We start from the raw sequence: 21,051 nt of genomic DNA, 5'->3' as shown, positions 1-21,051 counted from the left end.
AGCTTATTCTCCCTGAAAATCCCGGCCCACAATTGCCCAGGCTGCTTCCAAGTTAAATTGTTCTTCTATAAACTGGCGGCTCTGCCGGGATCTGTTTTCCAATTCGCTGCTGTCTGTGTAGACAGAAAGGATTGCATCAATCAGATCCGCTTCTGTATCCTTCACAATCGCTACATTCTCAATTTTGTCTATTCCTTCTGCTCCCACAGAAGTAGTCACAATCGGCATACCATAGTAAAGAGCTTCTACCACCTTGCCCTTGACACCTGCGCCATAACGCAGCGGAATAACTGCCATTCTGCAGGAAGCATACAATGAGCCCAGTTCTTCCTCTGTCACAAATCCCTTCACGACTACGCCATTGCCTGCCAGTTTTGTAATTGATTCCGGCGCATTAGAACCTACAATATAAAAAGGGGCGCCTGTCTTTTTATAAACTTCCGGATAGATGCTATTTACAAACCACAGCACGGCATCCAGATTGGGCCCATGCCCAAAACCGCCTACAAAAAGAAACCCGTTTCGGTTTTCCGCTTTATAATGCAAAGCAGGAAATTGCTCGTATATATAAGCATTAATGGCCTTTGCCGGAATTGCAGGATTCATTTTGTGTATTTCCCCAATTTCAACACTGGAGGGATAGTAGTTCATATCTGTTTTGCTCATGATATAAAGTTCCTGCTCACGCCATTTTTCTGCTTCTTTCAGCAGCTCCGGATCTTTTTGGACTTCATACTCTCTCCTTAAACGCAGAAAGTGTAAATCATGCCCATAATATATGATTTTTCCCCTGGCTCTTTCTTTGATGAAATCTATATACTTAATTGAAATATGAGGGCGGTTCAGGTAAAAAACATCAAAATAGTTTATATTTTCTTCCAGCCATTCTTTCCAGTGTTCCGCATATTTCGGGCCATACAGCACCAGGATGCCCATTTGCTGTAGTTCCGTAGTGTAGGGCTCATGCTGATAAAAGTTGTCTCCCAGAAACGTAATCCTAAATCCTTTTTGCACCAGCATTTTCAGATACATAAATGTTGTTTTGCTCCCCGCATCCTTGTCGTATTGAGGAACATAGTGATCTATTACCAGGACATGCTTCTGGCTTCGGCTTCGATCCCTTGCCAGAAACACATTGGAGCCGTTGTCAAAATGGGTTGCCTCCAGCTCGCTTTTCCATTTCTCATAAAATTTCTTCTGGTTCTCTACCTGGTACTTTTTCTGGCCGGAGGTGACATCCGTTCCATTGGAAATTCCCTCGAAATGCACGACTACGGATTTGGGCTGATAAACCACCTTGTATCCGTGTCTTCTTACTTCAAACGCAAAATCCGCATCCTCATAGTAAGCCGGTGCAAAGCGCTCATCGAATCCTCCGATTTCCTCCCACAGGCTCCCTCGGATTAGGATGGATGCACCGGAAATATAGTCCGCATCCTTCACATAGTTGTATTCCGGGTCTTCCGGATTCTGCATATGGCCATAGTTCCATGCAGAGGCGTCCTTCCAGAAGATTCCTCCCGCCTCCTGGAGGTGTCCGTCAGGGTATACCAGCTTGGAACCGGCCATGCCAACAGAGGCGCCGGATTCCATCCGGTCCACCAGAGGCCGCAGCCAGTCCGCCTGCACCTGGGTGTCATTGTTCAAAAACAGGAGATACTTTCCCTTTGCCTGTTCCGCTGCATGGTTACAGTTTTTCAGAAACCGGAGATTCCCTTCATTACGGATGACGCGGATCCCGGTGACAAGTGTTTCGATGTCCCGGGTAAGGTCCGTGGAACCGTCGTCCGCCAGAAGGATTTCATATGCTACATCCCCGCTGTGTTTTTGTATGGATTCCAGGCAGTGGTAGGTATAGTCAAACTGGTTGTAGGCAGGAATGATTATGGAGACAAGCGGCTCTTCGGACAAGACAAACAGGAGAGGAGCATAATCCTCCAAAGTATAGGATTTCTCCGGATTCTCCGCCACTTTTTCAATGTCCAGTTTCTCCAGGGCTCCGTCCACAGAGCCGGAGCGCTCAAATTCCTCCACCAGCCGCAGGTGGCTGGATGCACTGCCCGCCCCTTCGGTCCTGAGTATGGTGAAGCAGTTCTTAATCCGGCGGGGATTGGCCATCCTTACCATCCGTATGGGATGGCGGAGCCCCTTTGCCATGAGCTTTGCAAAAAAACGCCGCCTGCTGTCCGCCGGTAAAAAGAAAGTGCTAATCCTGCGGAACACCATCGCCATCCGGTAGGTGCGGGAACGCTTTTCCCGCTCATACTCCCGCTCGGTTTCCAGCAGGAGCTCGATATGCCCCTCCTTGTTCAGGATGGTCTGCTGCAGGTTCTCAATCTTCTGACGCTGCTCTTCCGCCAGTTGATTTGCTTCATTCAAAACCGCTTGACACTGTTTTTGAGCGTCCTTTAGCTTAATATTTTCTGCTTCAATTTCCTCCGCTTCATGTTTTAATCTGGCATTTGTCTCTAACTCAAGAGTATTGATTTCCTTTAATGCATTATTTTCTTTTGCCAGTTTCGCATTTTTCTCCAGCTCCAAAACATTGATTTCTTTCAGCTCATTGTTTTCCTTTGCCAGTTTTGCAGCTCTTTCCTTCAGGCTGTTTACAGTGTTCTCCAGCCGCCGTACCCCGGCCTTCAGCGTCATCTCCTCATTGTATCTGTTGCAGTATCCGTCCGCTCCGTAAAAATCTGTCTGGCGGTACAGGACTCTTGACCATACGAATTCTTCCAGCTTCTCATAAGCGCTGATTTCCGCAGGGGCGATTTCCAGGTACTCCATCAATTCCCCGAAGCTTATGTCTGTGCGTACATCCGCTCTACCATAAGCGGATTTTAAGGAATAATACAGGCAGAACTTCAGCGGAACCCGTTCCAGGCACCATTCCTGGTCATAAAATACCAGCTCCTTCTCCACCCAGAAGGCATTATAAAACGTCATGTCTATGAAAGCCTTCTGCAGAATCGGGCCGTAATCAGCTCCCGGCTCTGCCATATCCTGCTCCACCAGGATATTGTCCAGGCTGTATTCTGCCAGCCCGCTGCTCTTCTTCAGGCTCTCCCGCAGCCTCTCCAGCAGCAGCCGGACCGTTTCCCGGTCATTTCCTTTCAGGGCCGCTGAAAAGATGTCCTGCGCACTGGGGGCGTCAAAATAGTCGCCCACCAGACGGCCGTCTTCATAGCGGACAGGGAGAATCCGGATGCCCTTCTCTGATAATTCCTCCGTATTTCGGACAATGCTTTGGATATGGGCCGCAGCCTCCCGGTGCATAGGGATTTTGTATATCCTGCCGCAGCTGTCCATTACGGTGCTGACCCGGTATTCTTTGCGGGTCTCTCCCTTTGCGGAAACCATTACCGCATGCCTGTTTTCCAGTTCCTGTGCGGATGCTTCCACAAGAAAGGAATTGGCAAAAAAGGGAAACACACCGTTTTCCACAATGTCCTTATATAGTGTTTTCTCGTCCGCCAATAAGGTGCTGTTTTTGGAGTACGTAAAAGAAACCTTTTTCAGGTTCATGCTGTTGGGCTCGTATTCATCCGAAAAAATTAGCTCCGGAAACTTGTAATCCGGCAATACGCTGTAAAACCTGAAATGAGGCAGTCCGGCACTTATAAGTATTTCTTCCAATTCCTTCCGGGAAAAGGTTCTGGGGCTTTTGCCGTTTCCGTATCCCCTGATTCCGGCAAAGGGCTCCTGCAGATGATCTTCCGATCCGCCCAACCAATATTTGAGCCCAAAACGGTTTTCGATGGCAAACAGGATTTTTCCGTCCGGCTTCAGAAATTTTTTCACATTATTTAAAAATTCCTCATATGGATCTGCAGCATCCGAAAATACCGCCGCATACTCCAACACCCCGATAAATACCGCATAGTCAAAGCGTTTCTCTGTGTCCCAGGAATTAATGTTTTCACTTAACACGGTAAGGTTGTCTCTGTCCGGATATCTTGCCCGGATGACTTCCGCCCTGGCACGGCTCATCTCAATGGCGACCACACTGTCCGCCACATCGCACAGCAGCCCGGTTGCCGCCCCCATCCCGGCGCCTACTTCCAGGATGTCCGCATGTTCTTTGAAAGAATACCAATTCAATATATTTCTTCTGACAGCCGAAAAGGTGTTATTAACTGTATATGAGCTGTCAGAAGCGATGAAGTCTTCCGCCTTATCCTCCGGATAGCTGCGGGCAATCTGCAGCATTTTTTTTTCGGTCTCTTCCCCGTCAGAATATATGATTTTGTTTTCCTGCTCCTTGATAATCATAGCTGCCTTTCCTCGACATTAACCGGAACTTTGACCCCATCCACAAACCATTCATGCTCCATAACGGCTACGCCTGCATCCGTTACATTGTCATCGCATGATTCAAACTCAATCAGACTGTAAATATTGTCTATAAAGCTTTCATCTTCAGCCCTTATCCGTACATCCAGGACATATTTCCCTTTTATTAAGATATTTTTAACCTTGAAAATGACCATGCCCTGCTTCCGGGATTTCCACATCCTTTTGCAGTCCAGGCGGATGGTGGAGCCATAACAGAACACTCCATCCAAACGGGTAAAACCGATGATGAAATTGACGTCCACATTTTCCCTGCCGGAATATTCCATTTGTATTTCAATGGTTTCCCCCACTTGAAAGCAGGTGGTTTCCAGCCCTTCACTGTTCAGCATCTTTACGCTGTCATACTTAACTTCCCATGTTCCCTGCCGTCTTGCACCGGGCCGGCAGAACCTGGTAAGGCTTTTGGCAGTTTCGTTCTTTTCCATCTCCTGGCGTCTCCGCTCCATCTCCGCCAGCTCTTCCCTGCGTCTCCGCCCATCCTCTTCCTTCTGCTTCCTTGTTTCTTCTCTGCGTCTGCTTTCTTCCTCTTCTTTCTGCTTCCTTGCAGCTTCTCGCTGCAGCCGTTCTTCCTGCTCCTTTTGCAGCCTTTCCTGTTCCGCCTGTATCTGCCTCTCCAGCTCTTCCTTTTTCAGGCGGTTTTCGTATTCTATCCGGTCCAGTCTGCGGCCCTCCATGGCCGCCAGGTATTCCTCCCCGATAAACCTTGGCGTCCCCTGGTCTCGAATCGCTCCGTCCTCAATCCAGATCAGCCGGTCGCATATTTTATACATCTGATCCATAGAGTGGGAGACGATTACGATTGTGGTCCCGTTTTCCTTGATGCTCTTGAGCTTTTCAAAGCATTTCTTCTGAAAAGCGGCATCCCCTACTGCCAGGATTTCATCAATCAATAGCACCTCCGCATCCACGTTGATTGCCACTGCAAACGCCAGCCGCATATACATGCCGGAGGAATAGGTCCTTACAGGATTGTCAATAAACTCCTCCAGCTCGGAAAAGCGGATGATATCTTCCAGACGCCTGTCCGCCTCTTTCCTGGTAATTCCGAAGATGGATGCATTGGTATAAATATTTTCCCGTCCCGTCATATCCGGATGAAAGCCTGCCCCCAGCTCAATCAGGCTGGATACACGGCCGTTTATCCGGATCTGTCCCTCGTTGGGGTGCAGTATTTTGGTCAGAAGCTTCAGCGTGGTGCTCTTCCCGCAGCCATTTTTCCCAATCAGTCCTACAGCCTCCCCTTTATGTACCTGAAAGCTGATCCCCTTAAGCACCGTTACATCCTCATGCTTTGACCGGGAGGGGGTTATAAAACGTTCTTTTAATGAAGCTGCCTTGTCCTGATAAGATTTAAAGCTTTTCCTGACATCAGACACCTCTATCACAACAGGCGGCTCCCCTATGGCCCCTCTGTTTCTGTTCCCATCTATAAGATCCTGGCTTTTCGCCGGTTCATCCTTCTTTTTCCGATTTGCTGTATCCAGATTTTCTGCCAAACCAGTTCTCTCCTCCGTCTACAAGGCATCCTGAATTGCCGTCAGGCCATTACATTTCTTCCGCAAAGTTTCTTTCCAGTACTGCGAACAGCAGCGCACCCGCCACAAAGACAACACAGCTGGTCCCGCCTGCCAGTATCAGGTAATTGGGGGTGGGCATCATCCGGTAGTACAGTATCTGATGATAGACCTCCACGATGGGAGTCATGGGATTCATTACGATCAGAATCCGGTATTGCTCCGGCACGTAGTCGATGGCATACATAATGGGCGTAATATAAATCCACGCCATCATTACCACACTGATGATCTGTTCCAGGTCCCGGAAATAGACCGTCACCGCGGATACCGCAAACGCGATGCCCAGCGCCAGCAGATATTCAAACAGCATTATGACAGGAAGGAACAGCATCCCCTTCCAGTAAAAACCAAATCCGGACACCAGCACTGCCAGGAACACAATGATAAAGCTGAACAGCATGTTTACAAATGCGCTGGTCACATAGGAGACCGGGATGACTTCCCTGGGAAAGTATATTTTCTTCACCATATCCGCCTGGGCCCGGATACAGGTAGAGCCTCCCTGTACCGAGGTGTTAAAAAAGGTCCATGGCATCATGCCGATAATCAGGTAAAGATAGAATTTTTCTATGTTGACCCTGAAAATGGCCGAAAAGACCACCGAATAAATAACAACCTGGCACAGGGGATTGATATAGGTCCACAGGAAGCCCAGTACGGATCCTTTGTAACGGCCTCTCAGCTCCCGCCTTACCAGACTGCCGATCATGTCTCTGTATGCGTAAATATCTTTAAACCTCTGTATCATACTGTCCCGCTATTCCTTATGCCCTGCCGACTGCGCGGAAAGGCACATGCTTTGATTTTAGATGACCCTTTGAAGCTCACCCTCTGATAATCCGCCATTATCATGCCTTGCCAAGGCAGTCGCTTCGCCCTGGGGCCCAAGTACCGATAACCCGCGATTATCCGCGGTTGACACTCCAGATACAATCCCACAGCCAGGAATCCCCATATATGTATTGAGGAAAAATGAAAATTATGGTACTATGTACTTGTATTCTTTTTGATAGAGTAAAAAACTATGGAATACAGGAATCGATACAACGAAATGATATTATGGAGGTAACGCTATGACTGATGAACGTCTGGAAACTCTGCTAGAACTGGGAGAAAATATAGCAGTGGAATTCAAACGCTGTGGCAACGGCATAGAATCGGATACCTACGAGTCTGTCTGTTCGTTCCTCAATCGATTTGGTGGCGACATTTTCTTAGGTGTACTTGATGATGGTACAGTAGAGGGTGTTCCGGAACAGGCGGTGACAGATAACATCAGAAATTTCGTAAAAATGGCAAATAACCCTGACATCATAAATCCTACCGTATACCTTGTTCCGGAGAAGATTGTGTATAATGGAAAATGTATAATATATATCCATGTACCTCCCAGCTCAGAAGTGCACCGTTATAAAAAAGCAATATACGATCGTGTGGACGATGCAGATGTGCGGATTACTTCCACTGGACAGATTGCTGCCATGTATATCCGCAAGCAGAATATTTTTACGGAGAAAAAAATCTATCCTTATGTGGGGATGGAGCATCTTCGCCTGGATCTTCTTCCGCTTTGCAGAAGACGCGCACTCAATAAACGGCAGGATCATCCCTGGAAAGATATGACTGATGAGGAGCTACTGAAAAGCGCTGGTCTCCTGAGCGAAGACTTCTCAACCGGAGAGAAAGGCTTCAATCTGGCAGCTGTAATGTTGTTAGGAAAGGACGATGTAATCCAAGCCATATGCCCTGCTTACAAAACAGATGCTCTTCTGCGCAAAGTCAATAGAGATCGTTATGATGACAGAGAGATAATAAAGACGAATCTCATTGAAAGCTATGAGGCCCTGATGGCATTTGCCAAGAAACATTTATGGGATAAATTCTACTTGGAGGACGGCGTGAATATCAGCCTGAGAGACAAAATCACACGTGAAATGCTCACAAATATGCTGATTCATCGTGAATTCACCAGCCCATATATCGCGAAATTTATTATAGAAGAAAATCAGATGTATGCTGAGAATGCCTGCCGGGCTTCGAGGATTGGGGAAATCACGCCGGAGAACCTGTCCCCTGCCCCTAAAAATCCATTAATAGCTGCCTTTTTTAATCAGATAGGCAATGCAGATGAACTAGGTTCAGGTACCAGAAATCTGTATAAGTATAGCAGACGGTATTCAGGGAAAAATCCGAGCATCATAGAAGGCGACATCTTTAAGATTATTGTCCCATTGGATGATACATACTCTTTAGATGCTGAAAATCTGCCCAGTGCCAAGGTCGGAGATAAGGTCGGAGATAAGGTCGGAGATAAGGTCGGAGATAAGGTCGGAGAACCTGATTTTTATCTTCTGGCAGGAAATCTTCTGACAAAAAATCAAAGAAATATCCTTCATTGCCTGGAAGGAAATCCTGGCATGTCGGCTACCCTTTTGGCGAAAGAAATCGGCATTTCCTCCCGGAAAGTGGAAAACAACATTAAAAAGTTAAAAGAACTAGGTATCCTACAGCGCCACGGTTCACCTAGGAAGGGATATTGGGAGATAAAGTATCGTTGAAGATGAAACCGCCCTCGGAGAAACAGCATGCTGCAGAGAGAGAAATACATTAAAAACATAACCTCCAGATTATCTCAGCTGAAAGCCTATATAGAGTTATGTGGTGATTCCAACCTGACGGATGTCCACATAATAGCCGAAGATTTCATATGCGGCTTGCTGAATCGTGCATTTGGCTACAGTCTGGTGAATGAAAATCATCAGCACAAAAACGCGCCTGCATACGATTTGGTCGATGAGGAAAAAGGAATCCTGATACAGGTGACCGCAAAGAAGACGCACGATAAGATACAGGGCACTATCGATGGAGTGATAAAATGCGGAATGTATGCCAAGTGCAATCGGCTGATTATCCAGCTTTTAGGGGATAAACCTGCTTATAAAAAGTCTTTTGACACGAAAAACCAGCTTCAGTTCGACCCGGAAAGTGATATATGGGACTTCAAAGCCCTGATGAGGGATATCAGGAAACTGGATACAGAAACGCTGGAAAAAGTAAATGACTATGTTGAAAACGAAATAAGCAATAGGCTGGAAATCATTGGGCGGAATCCTGGAGGAAGAGAACTTTTTGTCAAGAAAGCCATATGTATAGCAGCTGCTGTTATTGTTATATTTCTTATCACAGTCGCTGTAGTATTTACCCGTTTTTCAAATGACAGGGTGGGAAAGGTATTTTTTTCAAAGTTGCGGCAATATACAGAGGCTGGTTATTACACATATTATGAAGACAGGCCGTTTGTAAAGCAAACCAGTATCAATGTTAAAAAAGCATTTTCCATTGTAAGCGAATTGCGCAATGAGGGGAAGAAATCCTCCGTTGTGGAAGAGGTGTACTGTAATATCCTCAGCGTAGTGCCCATAGAAGAGCCTGTGCTGATTCTGGATGCAGTAGTAACTGGCGATATGCTTAAGTTTTACGTTTTCAATGATGGATGGAACGATGCGGAAAATCTTGATATCGTCATGGAAAGCTGGGTATCGGGCATGAATCCGGATATTGAGAATCCGGATGCCGGGGCACTGGAGAGGATAGCGGAATGTACCTATATGGCAGACTGCTCGGAGCTCAAATCGGCAGATGTGCTGCCCTTGGCCGAGTATGTAATCGACAGAGCCGAATTCCAGAATGTCTGCACCCAAACCGGCAGCTCCAGTCTTCATATTGGATTGAAGGGAATGTCCGGCGATACGGAAATGTTCTCCTGGTCAGGCTATCTGGGCTGCGCGGATGGAAAATTCGATATAGATTATGGCGGCAGAGGAGATTCAGGATATAATATATCGCTCTTTGCGGTTCTTAATGTAGATGATGTCCCCTCCTCTCTCTCCTTTGCAGGCCAGGATGCGATGTCCATCGTGGAGGATGCGCTGATATTTGAGACGGTCATTGCACCTACAAAATCCTGCATAGTTGAGTGCCAGGATGTTTTTTATATAAATGGAGGGGCACAGCAGACACCGGTTTATACTGTAGAGGTGAAGGTGCCTGTTTTTGCGGATGGAGCCATCGGCATGTCTGGTGCGCTGACGACAGCGTTGGCGGAACTTTTGCCGGAGGACAGGATAGGGATAGAGAGGCTTACTGCGGAATACTATTATCAGGCCGAAAGCATTCAGGATACATTCCCTGGTAATGAGTAAGATTGGAAAGCGGGATGAAAACAGTGAAAAGAAATGGGATAGGATTGCTCCTGGCGGTAATGGCTCTGCTCATGCTGGGGGGATGCGGACAGACTGCGTCTCCGGTGGAAATCGTCGAATTAAATGTATTTAGTGTGCATGGCGATGGCGAAAAAATAGGTTTTTTTATCAAGTGGAAGAACGTCTCCCGGGACAAAGTGGTTGATACAGTGATTTTATCTGTTCGCAGCAATTTGGATAATCAGCCTTTTGAGTGCCAGATTTTTGAGCCTGACGGTATCAGGCCGGGGTTGTGGAATAATGACCATCTTTTTTTCATGTACACATATGAGATGCCTCAACAGGATGCAAAAGCATTGTCGATAGCTGTCTCGGAAGTCTGCTTTACAGACGGTTCAAGATGGGAAGCCGGTGAGCGGGAACAGCCGATTCTGGTAGAGGTGGACGGCCATAAGGGAGAAGGAGAGTTTCCGGCCAGATTGCATTCGGCTTGTTTCTATGAGGACATAGAGAATTCGCCTTCTTATCGATCCTTAAAACTTCAGGTAGACTGGACAAATACTTCGGAAACAAACAGCATCATTGATGTCATGTATAAAATTACGGGAAAGTCCATTGATGGAAATGACACCATCTATTTTTCAAGTCACTTTAGCCTTGATGATTGGGTTTCCGCATCGTCTGACTACAATAAAAATGATATTTTGGATTGGTCGACTTCATCCGTACTACTGGAAAGCGATTCGTCAATATATGAATTGTCTATATGGAGAGTGGTAGATTCCAAAGGTATCGTATGGGAAAACCCAGATTCGGACAGCGCGATTAAGGTTGTCATGAGGGGCAAAAAGGGCTTCGCTTTTGACAGCGCTACTTCCAATGCATCCGTTCAGGAGCTGATTGGGCGCATTGCGGAAGAAACGGAAAAGCAGGGGCTGGATTTGGGCGTGCCGGAAGTGTCTGTTAAGGAGCAGGACTATTGCCTGCTGCGATATGCGGATGTCGATGTCCGGGTGGAACTATCCAAGGACAATGAGGTATATCCACATAGTGTCAGGCTTGCCTGTTATCTGCCTCCATCGGATATGGAGCCGGAACCGTATCTGCAGGAACTTGAGAAAAAAATGGAATCCCTCAGGATATGTATGTGTGCCGCGGTGCTGACGGATCTGCCGTATACGGAAGTCATCGAAAAGGTGGACCAGTATAACCACGACCATGATGATATAAAACGCATTGAATTCAGCGATACATGGTATAATTTTGGGGATGGTATCTTCTTATATGATGACGAAGAGGGAGAAACTGGTGTATGTGGCATGTTTACTGCCGGAAAGGGGTGTCTGGTTTTGGGGCCGTGAGGGCTTTACGAAACTGCATGGGGATAGCTTGAAAAAGCCCTTTACAAAACGCCTCCGGGTTCACCCGGAAAAGGATACAGGATTGCGGGGAACAATGGCGAATATACCGCGTAAAAATGTTGCCAGATAACAAATTTTCGTTGTAAATTTCGTTCCCATATGCTATGCTATGTCTGTACTATTTTATGGAGGTGTGCCAATGTACCGGATTGCCATAGAAAAACTCAACAGCTGGAAAGAAAGCAAACGCCGCAAGCCGCTGATTATCGAGGGCGCAAGACAGGTCGGAAAGACCTGGCTGATGAAAGAATTCGGCAGAAAAGCTTACACAGATACCATATATATCAACTTCGACTCCAATTCCAGAATGGCGGAACTCTTCGCTTCCGATTTGAACACCAATCGCCTGATTATGGGGCTTGAGCTGTATGCCGGGAGAAAAATCAATCCCGATAATACGCTGCTTATATTTGACGAGGTGCAGGAAGTGCCGAGGGCGCTTTCTTCCCTCAAATATTTCTATGAGGACGCGCCGCAGTATCACATCGTCTGCGCCGGGTCATTGCTGGGGATAGCCTTGCACGGAGGGACGTCGTTCCCTGTGGGCAAGGTGGATTTCCTGAGCCTTTATCCGTTGTCTTTTCAGGAGTTCCTGATGGCGGTTGGCGGAGAGCGCTTTGCGGAGCTTCTCCGGATGCAGGACTATCCGATGATTATCTCTTTCAAACAGACCTATATCGATGCGCTCAAGCAATACTACTTTGTCGGCGGCATGCCGGAGGCGGTGCAGAGCTTTGTGGAGGAAAAAGATTTCAATGAAGTGAGGGATATCCAAAAGCGCATATTGGCGGCTTATGAACAGGATTTTTCCAAGCATGCCCCTATCGAAATCGTGCCCAAAATCCGCATGATATGGAACAGCATTCCCTCACAGCTCGCAAAAGAGAACAAAAAGTTCATCTACGGCCTTGTGCGCGAGGGCGGACGGGCAAAGGAATATGAAACAGCAATTATGTGGCTTTGCGACTGCGGGCTCGTCCACAAGGTCAGCCGCGTGAATGCGGCGGGGATTCCGCTGAAAGCATATGAGGACCTGAAAGCTTTTAAACTGTTCATCGTCGATGTGGGGCTTCTCGGCTGTATGACCGGGCTGCGCCAGATTACGCTGCTGGATGGAAACGACTTATTTACCGAATTCAAGGGGGCATTGACCGAGCAGTATGTGTGCCAGCAGCTCAAGACTATAGATGACCTGGGCGTTTATTATTACACCAATGACCGGGGCTCCTGCGAAGTGGATTTTATTGTCGATACCGGTGAGCAGATTGTGCCGGTGGAAGTCAAGGCGGAGGTCAATCTGAAAGCGAAGAGCCTTAGGACTTACCGGGAGAAATTTGAGCCTGAGATTTCTGTGCGGACTTCCATGGCGGATTATAGGAAAGAGGACTGGCTGGTCAATCTTCCGTTGTATGCGGTGGGGGAGATTGCATCGTACATCGCAAAGTTCCGGTTTCTTGAGATTGAATCGCATTGAGGTCGGACAATAATTATGATATTGTATATCTGTCGGCATACACCCGGAAAGGAAATGGCAAAGTGATGGAGAAAAAGCTGAAACTTCCTATCGGAATCGAGAATTTCGAGAAACTTCGGACGGAAGGCTTCTACTATGTGGATAAGACAGGATTGATAACAGAGCTTCTGGAGAATTTACAACACGGCGCGCAGTATGCTGTGTGGAAGAGAGATTCGGGACATACCTTCGCAGAACTATCAGCATCCGGGACACGGGGGCACGCAATGGCCAGAAGGAGAATTTCTGCCATGGTGTCCTACTGGGGCTGCTGAGATACCGTGAGGACTGGCTGGTCAATCTTCCGTTTGCCCCTGGAAGGATAAGGTCGGAATGAAACTGATTTACTTATGGATAGAGAACTACGGATATATAAAAGAGCAGGGATATCTTTTAAATGCAGGTTATGATGTGAAATATGACAGAGAAAAGAATACGCTGTCAATATCAGAAAAAGGGCATATCGATTGCATGCTTTATGGGAACAGGATATCGGTTACGGCTATTGTAGGAGACAATGGAGCGGGTAAGAGCACATTATTGGATGCAATCAGAACAATTCTGTTTGATAAGGATAGGAGAAAAGCGGGAATAACAGGGTTTCTTGTGTGGGAGGATAGCGGAAGCCTGAACCTCTTTCCTTTTACAAAAGATGAAAAACGGAATATCGAGACAGATGTTACGATTAATGAATGGTTTCCTGATGATTTTAATCTAATCTATTATTCAGATTTTTTGGATGCAAAATACTATCTTGAGGAATTTGATGATGGTGAGGGTAAGCCTGACTATATAGAGGAGCTGGGATATTCCTTACAAGAAAGATTCTCTGTTCAGCTGAATATTTCTACATCTCATCTGCTCAGAGAAAGCAGCAGTGTATTGGATTATTTCCACAGCGATACCAAGAAACAGATGGACTTTTATGGAAACTTGCAATCGGTGCGGCTACTGCCTTTTCCCGCCCCTACAAGCCTTTCCGTGAAAATAGAGTTCCTGGACATTGATATTTTTGACAGAGTTCTCGATGCCTCTTTACAGGCGTATGAATATATGGGCATGGGACATCATGGTGAAATAAACACCAAAGCGTATGTAATAGGTCTGTTAAAGGAAATGGAAGAAGCCTACCAGAAGAAAACGATTCTAAATATAAAACCTCTGGAAGCGATTCAGATATTACAATGGGACATTTTCACAGATTATATTTATAATTTGCTGGCAATGCGCAAACAGGACCATGAGGAACTCCATGATTATGATCGGGTTGATGACGCCATAAAGAAAGTGGTTCCCATAGAAATTGATGAGAGCAATATCTGGGATGTGCTTGAAAAAATCTTTTCAAAAGAGTCTGCAGAAGAGACCTTTGAGGATTATTTATACTTTTATCATAAAACAGAACAGATGCTAAAGGCTTCCAAGAATGGTGATTTCCTCGTACATTTTAGAATTCCGGATTATATGATGCAGGCTTTAAGTGACCAGCCGCCATTTTCAATCATTAATCCAATCGCACATATGAAGGACATCAGGGATATAGATGATATTCTGGACAGATTTCCTGAAGAATATATGAACCTAAGTGGCTGGAATGGGAACTGGAATAGAGATGCATTCATGGATTTCTATGACAGTTATATGAGGATATCTTATGAACTGGATTTTCTGAAAAGCTCCTGGGGAATGAGCTCTGGTGAGAGCAGCATGTTCAGTCTTTTTGCAAGACTGCATGAAGCTATGCGCAAATGGGAAAAAGAAAAAGTTATCCTTATTTTTGATGAACTGGATAGTTCTTTTCATCCTCAATGGCAGCAGAAAATAATCAATTCACTGACCAGTTTTTTGCGAGCCAGCTACCCGCAAAAAGAATTCCAGATTATTCTGACGACGCATTCCCCGGTATTGCTGTCTGATATTCCCCGGGAAAATGTGATTTTCATGCGGAAAGAAACTATCGCCGAGCCGGAGCATGCTCAGACTTTCGCCGCCAATATAGCAAACCTGTATTATGATTCGTTTTTTATGGAAAAAGGGAGCATTGGTGAGGTGGCGAGGAATGGGGTCATCCATCTGATGGAAGCGATATCTGAGCTGGAAGAAGAAAAGCAAAAGGGAACGCTGGGCGAGGACAGAGCCGAGATACTGTTCAAACGCTTTCTGCAAAAGCAATATCCGGAAGCAGAGGAGAATATACTGAAAAACAGTATGGAGAAGAGCAGCGGAAAGGAGAGGAATCTCCTGCAGATGTTGATTGATAATATCGGGGAGGATATCTGGCGTTACAAGGCAAATGAACAGTTTCACCACTTCCTGGAAGAGGATGAAACGAATCGAAAAATGGAGATACGGAGTCAGTTAAACGAATTGAAGAAGAGCGAAGGAAAGGAATCTGTCCGGGAATTCCTGAGGCAATACTTGATGGAGGAAGAGCGATGATACCTATTAAATACCGATTGGACAGCACTGCGGAGGAAGAATATATCGACAAAGCTCTGAGTTGCATTCCCGAGCATAAAGCAATAGATTATTCCTGTAAATTGGAAAAACTTTTAAATAAAATGGTACAACAAGGGCGGCCTGCGGCTGGAGCAATCCTGAACAAAGCAAAGCGATTCAGTTCCCAATATCCTGACAAATGGTGCCTGTGCGAATGGTTGGTTATGCCCTATGATGAAATAGCGGAAATCAGGAAATACTTGTATGAACTAATAGGCTTAGATTTGGAGAAAATGAACATATGTATAGAAAATACCGGGTGCAGAATCATGCCAATTAAGAGTTATCATGATTTGCGGAAACGGAGAAATTTATTATATCCTACACATAAAAGAATTGCGGGAATAGTGTCAACACCTGTAGCTTATGATTGTATATATAAGGATTTCACGGAATTCAGTGAGTTTTATGATGACTGGTCCCGAAAAGGAATCAATTGCTGGATTACGGAGAAAACAGGGCTAAAAGTCTGTCCCTATTGCAATATTTCATATACCTATAACCGGGGGAAAAGGGCAACGGCGCAGCTGGATCATTTTTTCCCAAAATCGGAATATCCGATATTGGCATTGTGCTTTTACAACCTGGTTCCGTGCTGCCCGGCCTGCAATAAGATAAAACTGGATGATACAGAGGCGCTGGCTTCACCGTATAAGGATGGAGCTTTTAAGGATTTGCGGATTACATGGACTTACAATGGCTCTCAGAATAAATATGGCGAAAACAACAGCCTGGCCGCACTGGAAGAAATGATAGAAATCGAGATAGAAACCGATGATTCGGCTGAACAGCAGAACCTTACCAAGCTGAAAATTAAAGAAGCATATCAGCAGCACAAGGATTATGCCAGTGAAATCATTAAGAAAGCAAGGGTTTATACCAATTCGGATGCCCAGAAACTAATCTGTGATATAGGCGCCTCTATGGGCATCACGCCAGAAGAAGTAGAGCGGTTTTATCTGGGTAATTATTTGGATGGGAATGATTTGCAAAAAAGGCCCTTATCAAAAATGACCAAAGATTTTTACCAGGAGATAGTTTGCGCTAAAAATAAACAGTCCTCCTAATGGGACAGCAAGGAGCCGTAATGTTTTCCGCTCCCATGCAAACAAGCTTTCGCAGACCGCCACATTGGCTGGGATGTTCTCGTTTCCGATGTGGATGTAAGTTTCATGCTGCCACCGTCCACATAGTAATGCGGCATTTCACTGCCGGAAACCACTTCTTACCCATGCGGTTGCACGCTCATAATCATTAATGGTATCGATTTCTTTTGTTCGTAACTTCAAAAAAGGAATCGGGAGATAAGGCTCAATCAACTGGAAGACATGGCCATTGCCATGTTGCACTTTAACACTTTTCATTTGAGTGATTCCGTTCCATTCCCACTTTCCATCATTTTTCGAAAACGCACATACAAATTCTTTCCCTTTCTCTTCATAGGTCTGAAGCATCCATGGATCGTCTGTTTCCACAATGGAACCGCCTATGAATTCATTCGGATGCGCCAGCACTGTATTCATGTCATCTGGATGAACCAAGATATCTCCATCTAAAGATAGAATAAACTCATTGGCATATCTGGATGCAAGGGCAACGCTGGCACCTGTCCCTGTAGTTCGGTAATCATGGTTAAACACGAACGTGACATCATTTCTATATTGCCGTACCAGGTGGATTACTTTCTGTGATTGGTATCCCACAACGATTCGGATATCTTTTTCATCCTTGAGCATTTCTAAATGGCGTACTATCAAAGGTTTTCCCTCTATTTCCACCAAAGCCTTGGTGGCGCCCAGGCCCAGTCTGTTTCCCATGCCGGCGCAACTGATGATTACTGTTCTGGATATTGACATATGCCCCCCTATAACAATCTCTCTAAGAATTCTACCAGTTTTCCCTCTTCATAAATCGCATGACTGGCACAATTCAATACTGCTGGTGCAACTTCCCTTACTCCACCATAGCCTATTCCTATTTCTGCCGATTCTATCATCTCTGCATCATTATTTCCATCACCGACAGCCACGAAAGGCAGCACCATTTGACTGACCACTGCGCTTTTGTTCAGGACACTTGATACATCGAGTATGTAATCATCCTTTACCAGGGCTTTAGAACAAAATGTATTTTGTCCCATATCCAGCCTATCAATCAAATCCGCAATCCAGACATCCAGGTTACCTGTTACAATATAGCATCTCTCGCGGTTCCTAATGATGAACTCTGACAGAAGCTCATTCAATTTGACGTTTCCTACCAATTGGCGTACCTCGCTTACTGGGATGCTTTTAAGGATATCCACTCTTTGCAGAAAGCTCTTTTTAAAGGGCACTTCCCCTTGCATCGCACTTTCCGTCAGGGAACGCATCTGTTCAAACAATCCCAATGATTCAGCTATTGTAGGAAGGATTTCCTCTTTTGTGACCGTGGAGTCCAAATCAAACAAAAAAATATATCTGCTCATCTATTTCCTCTCCAGAATAAAATAATACTGAGCGGTTTCCTTTCTGTTATTCAGGGCACTTTCCTCAAAGAGATAATTTTCTGCTTTGATTGTAAAGCCTCCATAAAATAATGTATCTTTGAAAAGCTCCATAAGTTCATCCCTTGTTCTGTATACGGCATTGTAATTATCGTCTAATTCACTGGAGTAGAAATCTTTTAATGTCAATCTATCCTGGATGGCGATTGGCTCTCGTATACACAGTATGGCATTTGTATCGCCTGCTTCAGCTACTTGCTGCAATGAGGACATTGCTTTTTTATCATTCAGGTAGACAAGTATACCAACCAGTAGAATAGTGTTGTATTTACCTTTATGATGAAGATTGAGTACCTCTGTTACCTGTTCTGCCCCCCCCTATATAGTAGTGGAAATTTTCTTTTGTATTTCTCTGGGTCGCAATCTCAATCAATTCCGGGCTAAAGTCGATTCCGCAATATTCTGCTATATCTTCCGGCAATGCGTCCGCCCATCGGCCTATACCGCAGGCAATATCCAATACTTTGCTTTGGCGGTTGATATTTAAATACGGATACAACTTCTCTATTTCTTTTGCGTTTCTTGCAGCTACCAGCTCTTTATTTTTATCTTGATACATTGTGACAGAATATGGATTTTCTTCTGTAAACTTTTCGGCGCGCCTTTTAAAGAAAGCCTTTGTTGCCTCATAATCAATTGTCACTTTCCTGTTTTTGATTCTCATAAAATGCCTATCCTTTCTAAATGTGCCTGAGCATATTCAGCAATTGCTTAGCGACTGTTTTGCGCGGTGGCATAAAGAGTATTTTGCTGTAATCTGGTATATAATCCCTATCACTTTCTCCCTCTTGCACTGCATCCAAAAAATCATAAATATCGTCTATACAGCACGAAAGACAAAAGACATTTTCAGCTTCACTGAATATAGACGAACTGTCTTTATTCTTTGGTGTAACAAGAAGCGGCTTTTGGTATATCGCATATTCAGGTACAAAGGAACTCCAGTCGCTAATCATAGCATCAGATGCCTGGAATGCCTCAAGGTAGGAAACGCTGTCATCCAATAGAATATTTTCCTGATTGGACAGGTCGTACAGCCATTTCTTGGTTTTTTCCAAAGATTCTAATCTGCTTTCTGCCAGTGCTTGATAAAACAATGGGTGTGGACGCCACAGCAAAAATAGTTCGGAATGTTTTGTAAAATAATCTAATATTGCCTCGCCATACTCTAGAAAACTCCCCCAATTATCACCTTTGGTTATTGTAAAATGGGTATTCCAGAGGACGACTTTTCTGCCACTCGCCTTTTTCCAGATGGAGGTAACATAGGGGTTTTTTGCTAATGATTTATCCTGCTTCAGATCAATTCTTGGATGCCCGATATCCAAATAGTTATGTCCTCTCGTATAGGTGTAATGCCGCATTTTTTCCAGGTAAATGGGCGAATATGCCAAGACATAGTTTGCGTAATAATGCATATTCCCATAACATTGATAGCGGAGACATTCCTTTGCATTTCCGATTTCCATTCCATAGGGAATATAGACAATAGTATTGATAATCTTTCTGAGTTCTTTTACCTGGAATTTTTCTGGAATAGAATCATAAGGCTTCACATAAAATACGACATCCGGGTATTCAGAGGAAATATCGTATTCCTGACAGGGAATGATTGGATATCCATCCTGTCGGTATGCCATTATTTCGCGTTCATGATCCTGCTGGCTATATTCGTGAAAAAAAGGGACATAAACCAGCTGTACCTCGTACAGATTGCTTTTCCTGGCTTCATCATATACAGATTTCAATGATGGCCATACTGAATATTCATGTGTCAGGAATAGCAGCTTCTGTTTTTTTCGCGCAAGCATGCAAACCAGCTTCTGCTTTAACAGAACTAATTTTATTCTGTTTGTTTGGTTTGACTCCATACCAATATACAGATGCTGAAGAACTGCCAGATATTGCCGGATGCTGTCTGGCAGTTTCCATAACGATTCATTTGCGAGACGACTTACCTGATAGATTTCATCCACTAAAGTTTTACTTGTCAGCTCAAAACTTTTTATTATATCAAGAATCTTTTTTATATGGCTTTTAGAAAGGTCATTTATGTCAGGTGTAAATGCAGACATTAAAAAGCAGGAAAACTGTTGGCGCTGGTTCACCTCATCGTTATAATAATCCTCTAAATCTTCATATTTCTGTTCGGTTACATGTGTAACTGTATTTTCATCTATATAGTTTATAGTATATCCTGCTATAGCCATGTCAGAAAGGAGCATTTGCTGAAACAGATAGAAATTGTCTTCCCTCAGCAATTGCTTGGGTATCCAATGCAATAAAATATTTTTAGGATAACATATGCTGATACAATCCATTTTCTTTTTATCCGTAGGATAAATCATCCATTCTCCGGAGCTGTTTATCAGGGTTCTGAAAGCCAAGAGTTCAGCTGGATGATTGACGAGCGCAGCACCGATTCTCTCTGTCACGGCTATATCATAAAATGCATCTTTCAGCGAAATGAAAAAAATATATTCTCCGTCTGCCTCCTCTATGATTTTTAATGCATTAGCGATTAATCCGCTATTATCTTTGTCTTCAAGGATTTTGACTCGTCCTTCGATTTGGAAATTATGGGCATTCAGCGAATCAATGATGCTTGAAATTGGTATGCATTGTTTTTTGTCAAAGCAGAATATAAGCTCAAAATCCTGAAAGCTTTGCCCTATATAGGTATTAAGATTGTACTCTATATTTGATACAGAGCAGCTTCCCAGTATACCTATTGTAAGTAATGGATTGTGCAATCGGGGTCCTCCATAAAAATAAGAATTTCTTCAAAAAGCGAAATCACGGAACTTCATCACAAATTTATCCAAAATGTATACAGTGCTATTCTAAATATTATCACTCTTAACTATAAGTTTCCCAATCTGCCGTACTATAGAGGTGCAGCAGATCAGGTGTTTTTCCTTGGCCGCCCCCTTGGTCGCTT

Annotated in this window: 14 protein-coding genes and 1 pseudogene; 7 read left to right on the top strand and 8 right to left on the bottom strand. The window is 44.7% G+C overall.

What is annotated here, in order from left to right:
* Positions 1 to 3: 3 nt before the first annotated feature.
* Genes NFS35_RS03135 through NFS35_RS03125 form a run of 3 tightly spaced genes read right to left on the bottom strand, consistent with a single transcriptional unit; the run spans position 4 to position 6,678 of the window.
* Positions 4 to 4,269: a glycosyltransferase gene (locus NFS35_RS03135; protein WP_251205693.1), complete on the bottom strand. Its 4,266-nt coding sequence runs from the start codon at positions 4,267 to 4,269 to the stop codon at positions 4 to 6.
* Complete coding sequence (locus NFS35_RS03130; protein WP_330639982.1) at positions 4,266 to 5,849, bottom strand: ATP-binding cassette domain-containing protein; 1,584 nt, start codon at positions 5,847 to 5,849, stop codon at positions 4,266 to 4,268. Before NFS35_RS03130 ends, NFS35_RS03135 begins: the two co-directional genes overlap by 4 nt.
* A 49-nt stretch (positions 5,850 to 5,898) precedes the next feature.
* Positions 5,899 to 6,678 carry an ABC transporter permease gene (locus NFS35_RS03125; RefSeq protein ID WP_330639981.1) on the bottom strand — a complete coding sequence of 260 codons (780 nt, stop codon included), beginning with the start codon at positions 6,676 to 6,678 and terminating at the stop codon, positions 5,899 to 5,901.
* Positions 6,679 to 7,003: 325 nt separating this feature from the next.
* On the opposite strand from NFS35_RS03125, the gene NFS35_RS03120 reads away from it, so the two are divergent.
* The 7 genes and pseudogenes from NFS35_RS03120 (at position 7,004) to NFS35_RS03090 (ending at position 16,632) form a co-directional block, all read left to right on the top strand.
* Positions 7,004 to 8,488 carry an RNA-binding domain-containing protein gene (locus tag NFS35_RS03120; protein WP_251205692.1) on the top strand — a complete coding sequence of 495 codons (1,485 nt, stop codon included), beginning with the start codon at positions 7,004 to 7,006 and terminating at the stop codon, positions 8,486 to 8,488.
* A gap of 27 nt (positions 8,489 to 8,515) precedes the next feature.
* Positions 8,516 to 10,132, top strand: a complete 1,617-nt coding sequence (locus tag NFS35_RS03115) for an SMEK domain-containing protein (protein ID WP_251205691.1) — start codon at positions 8,516 to 8,518, stop codon at positions 10,130 to 10,132.
* A 14-nt stretch (positions 10,133 to 10,146) separates the two neighbouring features.
* A complete protein-coding gene (locus NFS35_RS03110; RefSeq protein ID WP_251205690.1) occupies positions 10,147 to 11,493 on the top strand; it encodes a hypothetical protein in 1,347 nt (448 codons plus the stop codon).
* 199 nt (positions 11,494 to 11,692) lie between these two features.
* Complete coding sequence (locus tag NFS35_RS03105; RefSeq protein WP_251205689.1) at positions 11,693 to 13,027, top strand: ATP-binding protein; 1,335 nt, start codon at positions 11,693 to 11,695, stop codon at positions 13,025 to 13,027.
* 65 nt (positions 13,028 to 13,092) lie between these two features.
* Positions 13,093 to 13,203, top strand: a pseudogene (locus NFS35_RS29585) (AAA family ATPase); the annotation flags it as partial.
* Between the two features lie 196 nt (positions 13,204 to 13,399).
* The gene (locus NFS35_RS03095) at positions 13,400 to 15,505 is read left to right on the top strand and encodes an AAA family ATPase (RefSeq protein ID WP_251205688.1); all 2,106 of its coding nucleotides are present in this window, start codon (positions 13,400 to 13,402) and stop codon (positions 15,503 to 15,505) included.
* The gene (locus NFS35_RS03090; RefSeq protein WP_251205687.1) at positions 15,502 to 16,632 is read left to right on the top strand and encodes an HNH endonuclease; all 1,131 of its coding nucleotides are present in this window, start codon (positions 15,502 to 15,504) and stop codon (positions 16,630 to 16,632) included. The genes NFS35_RS03095 and NFS35_RS03090 overlap by 4 nt, the downstream gene beginning before the upstream one ends.
* 138 nt (positions 16,633 to 16,770) lie before the next feature.
* Here NFS35_RS03090 and NFS35_RS03085 read toward each other — a convergent pair whose 3' ends face one another.
* The 5 genes from NFS35_RS03085 to NFS35_RS03065 all read right to left on the bottom strand — a co-directional run bounded on the left by NFS35_RS03085 (position 16,771) and on the right by NFS35_RS03065 (position 20,863).
* A complete protein-coding gene (locus NFS35_RS03085; protein ID WP_251205686.1) occupies positions 16,771 to 17,421 on the bottom strand; it encodes an NTP transferase domain-containing protein in 651 nt (216 codons plus the stop codon).
* An 8-nt stretch (positions 17,422 to 17,429) separates the two neighbouring features.
* Positions 17,430 to 18,032 carry an HAD-IB family phosphatase gene (locus NFS35_RS03080; RefSeq protein ID WP_251205685.1) on the bottom strand — a complete coding sequence of 201 codons (603 nt, stop codon included), beginning with the start codon at positions 18,030 to 18,032 and terminating at the stop codon, positions 17,430 to 17,432.
* Positions 18,033 to 18,323 (bottom strand): hypothetical protein, encoded by a 291-nt coding sequence (locus NFS35_RS03075; RefSeq protein WP_251205684.1) that lies wholly within the window; start codon positions 18,321 to 18,323, stop codon positions 18,033 to 18,035.
* Between the two features lie 61 nt (positions 18,324 to 18,384).
* Entirely contained in the window at positions 18,385 to 18,774 is a 390-nt protein-coding gene (locus tag NFS35_RS03070; RefSeq protein WP_251205683.1) for a class I SAM-dependent methyltransferase, read from the bottom strand.
* A gap of 16 nt (positions 18,775 to 18,790) precedes the next feature.
* Entirely contained in the window at positions 18,791 to 20,863 is a 2,073-nt protein-coding gene (locus NFS35_RS03065; protein WP_251205682.1) for a CDP-glycerol glycerophosphotransferase family protein, read from the bottom strand.
* Between the last annotated feature and the right edge of the window lie 188 nt (positions 20,864 to 21,051).

It is taken from the genome of Acetatifactor aquisgranensis (assembly GCF_943193215.1).
In the GTDB taxonomy this organism is placed as follows: domain Bacteria; phylum Bacillota; class Clostridia; order Lachnospirales; family Lachnospiraceae; genus Acetatifactor; species Acetatifactor aquisgranensis.
This window is presented reverse-complemented; position numbering and strand designations above follow the sequence as displayed.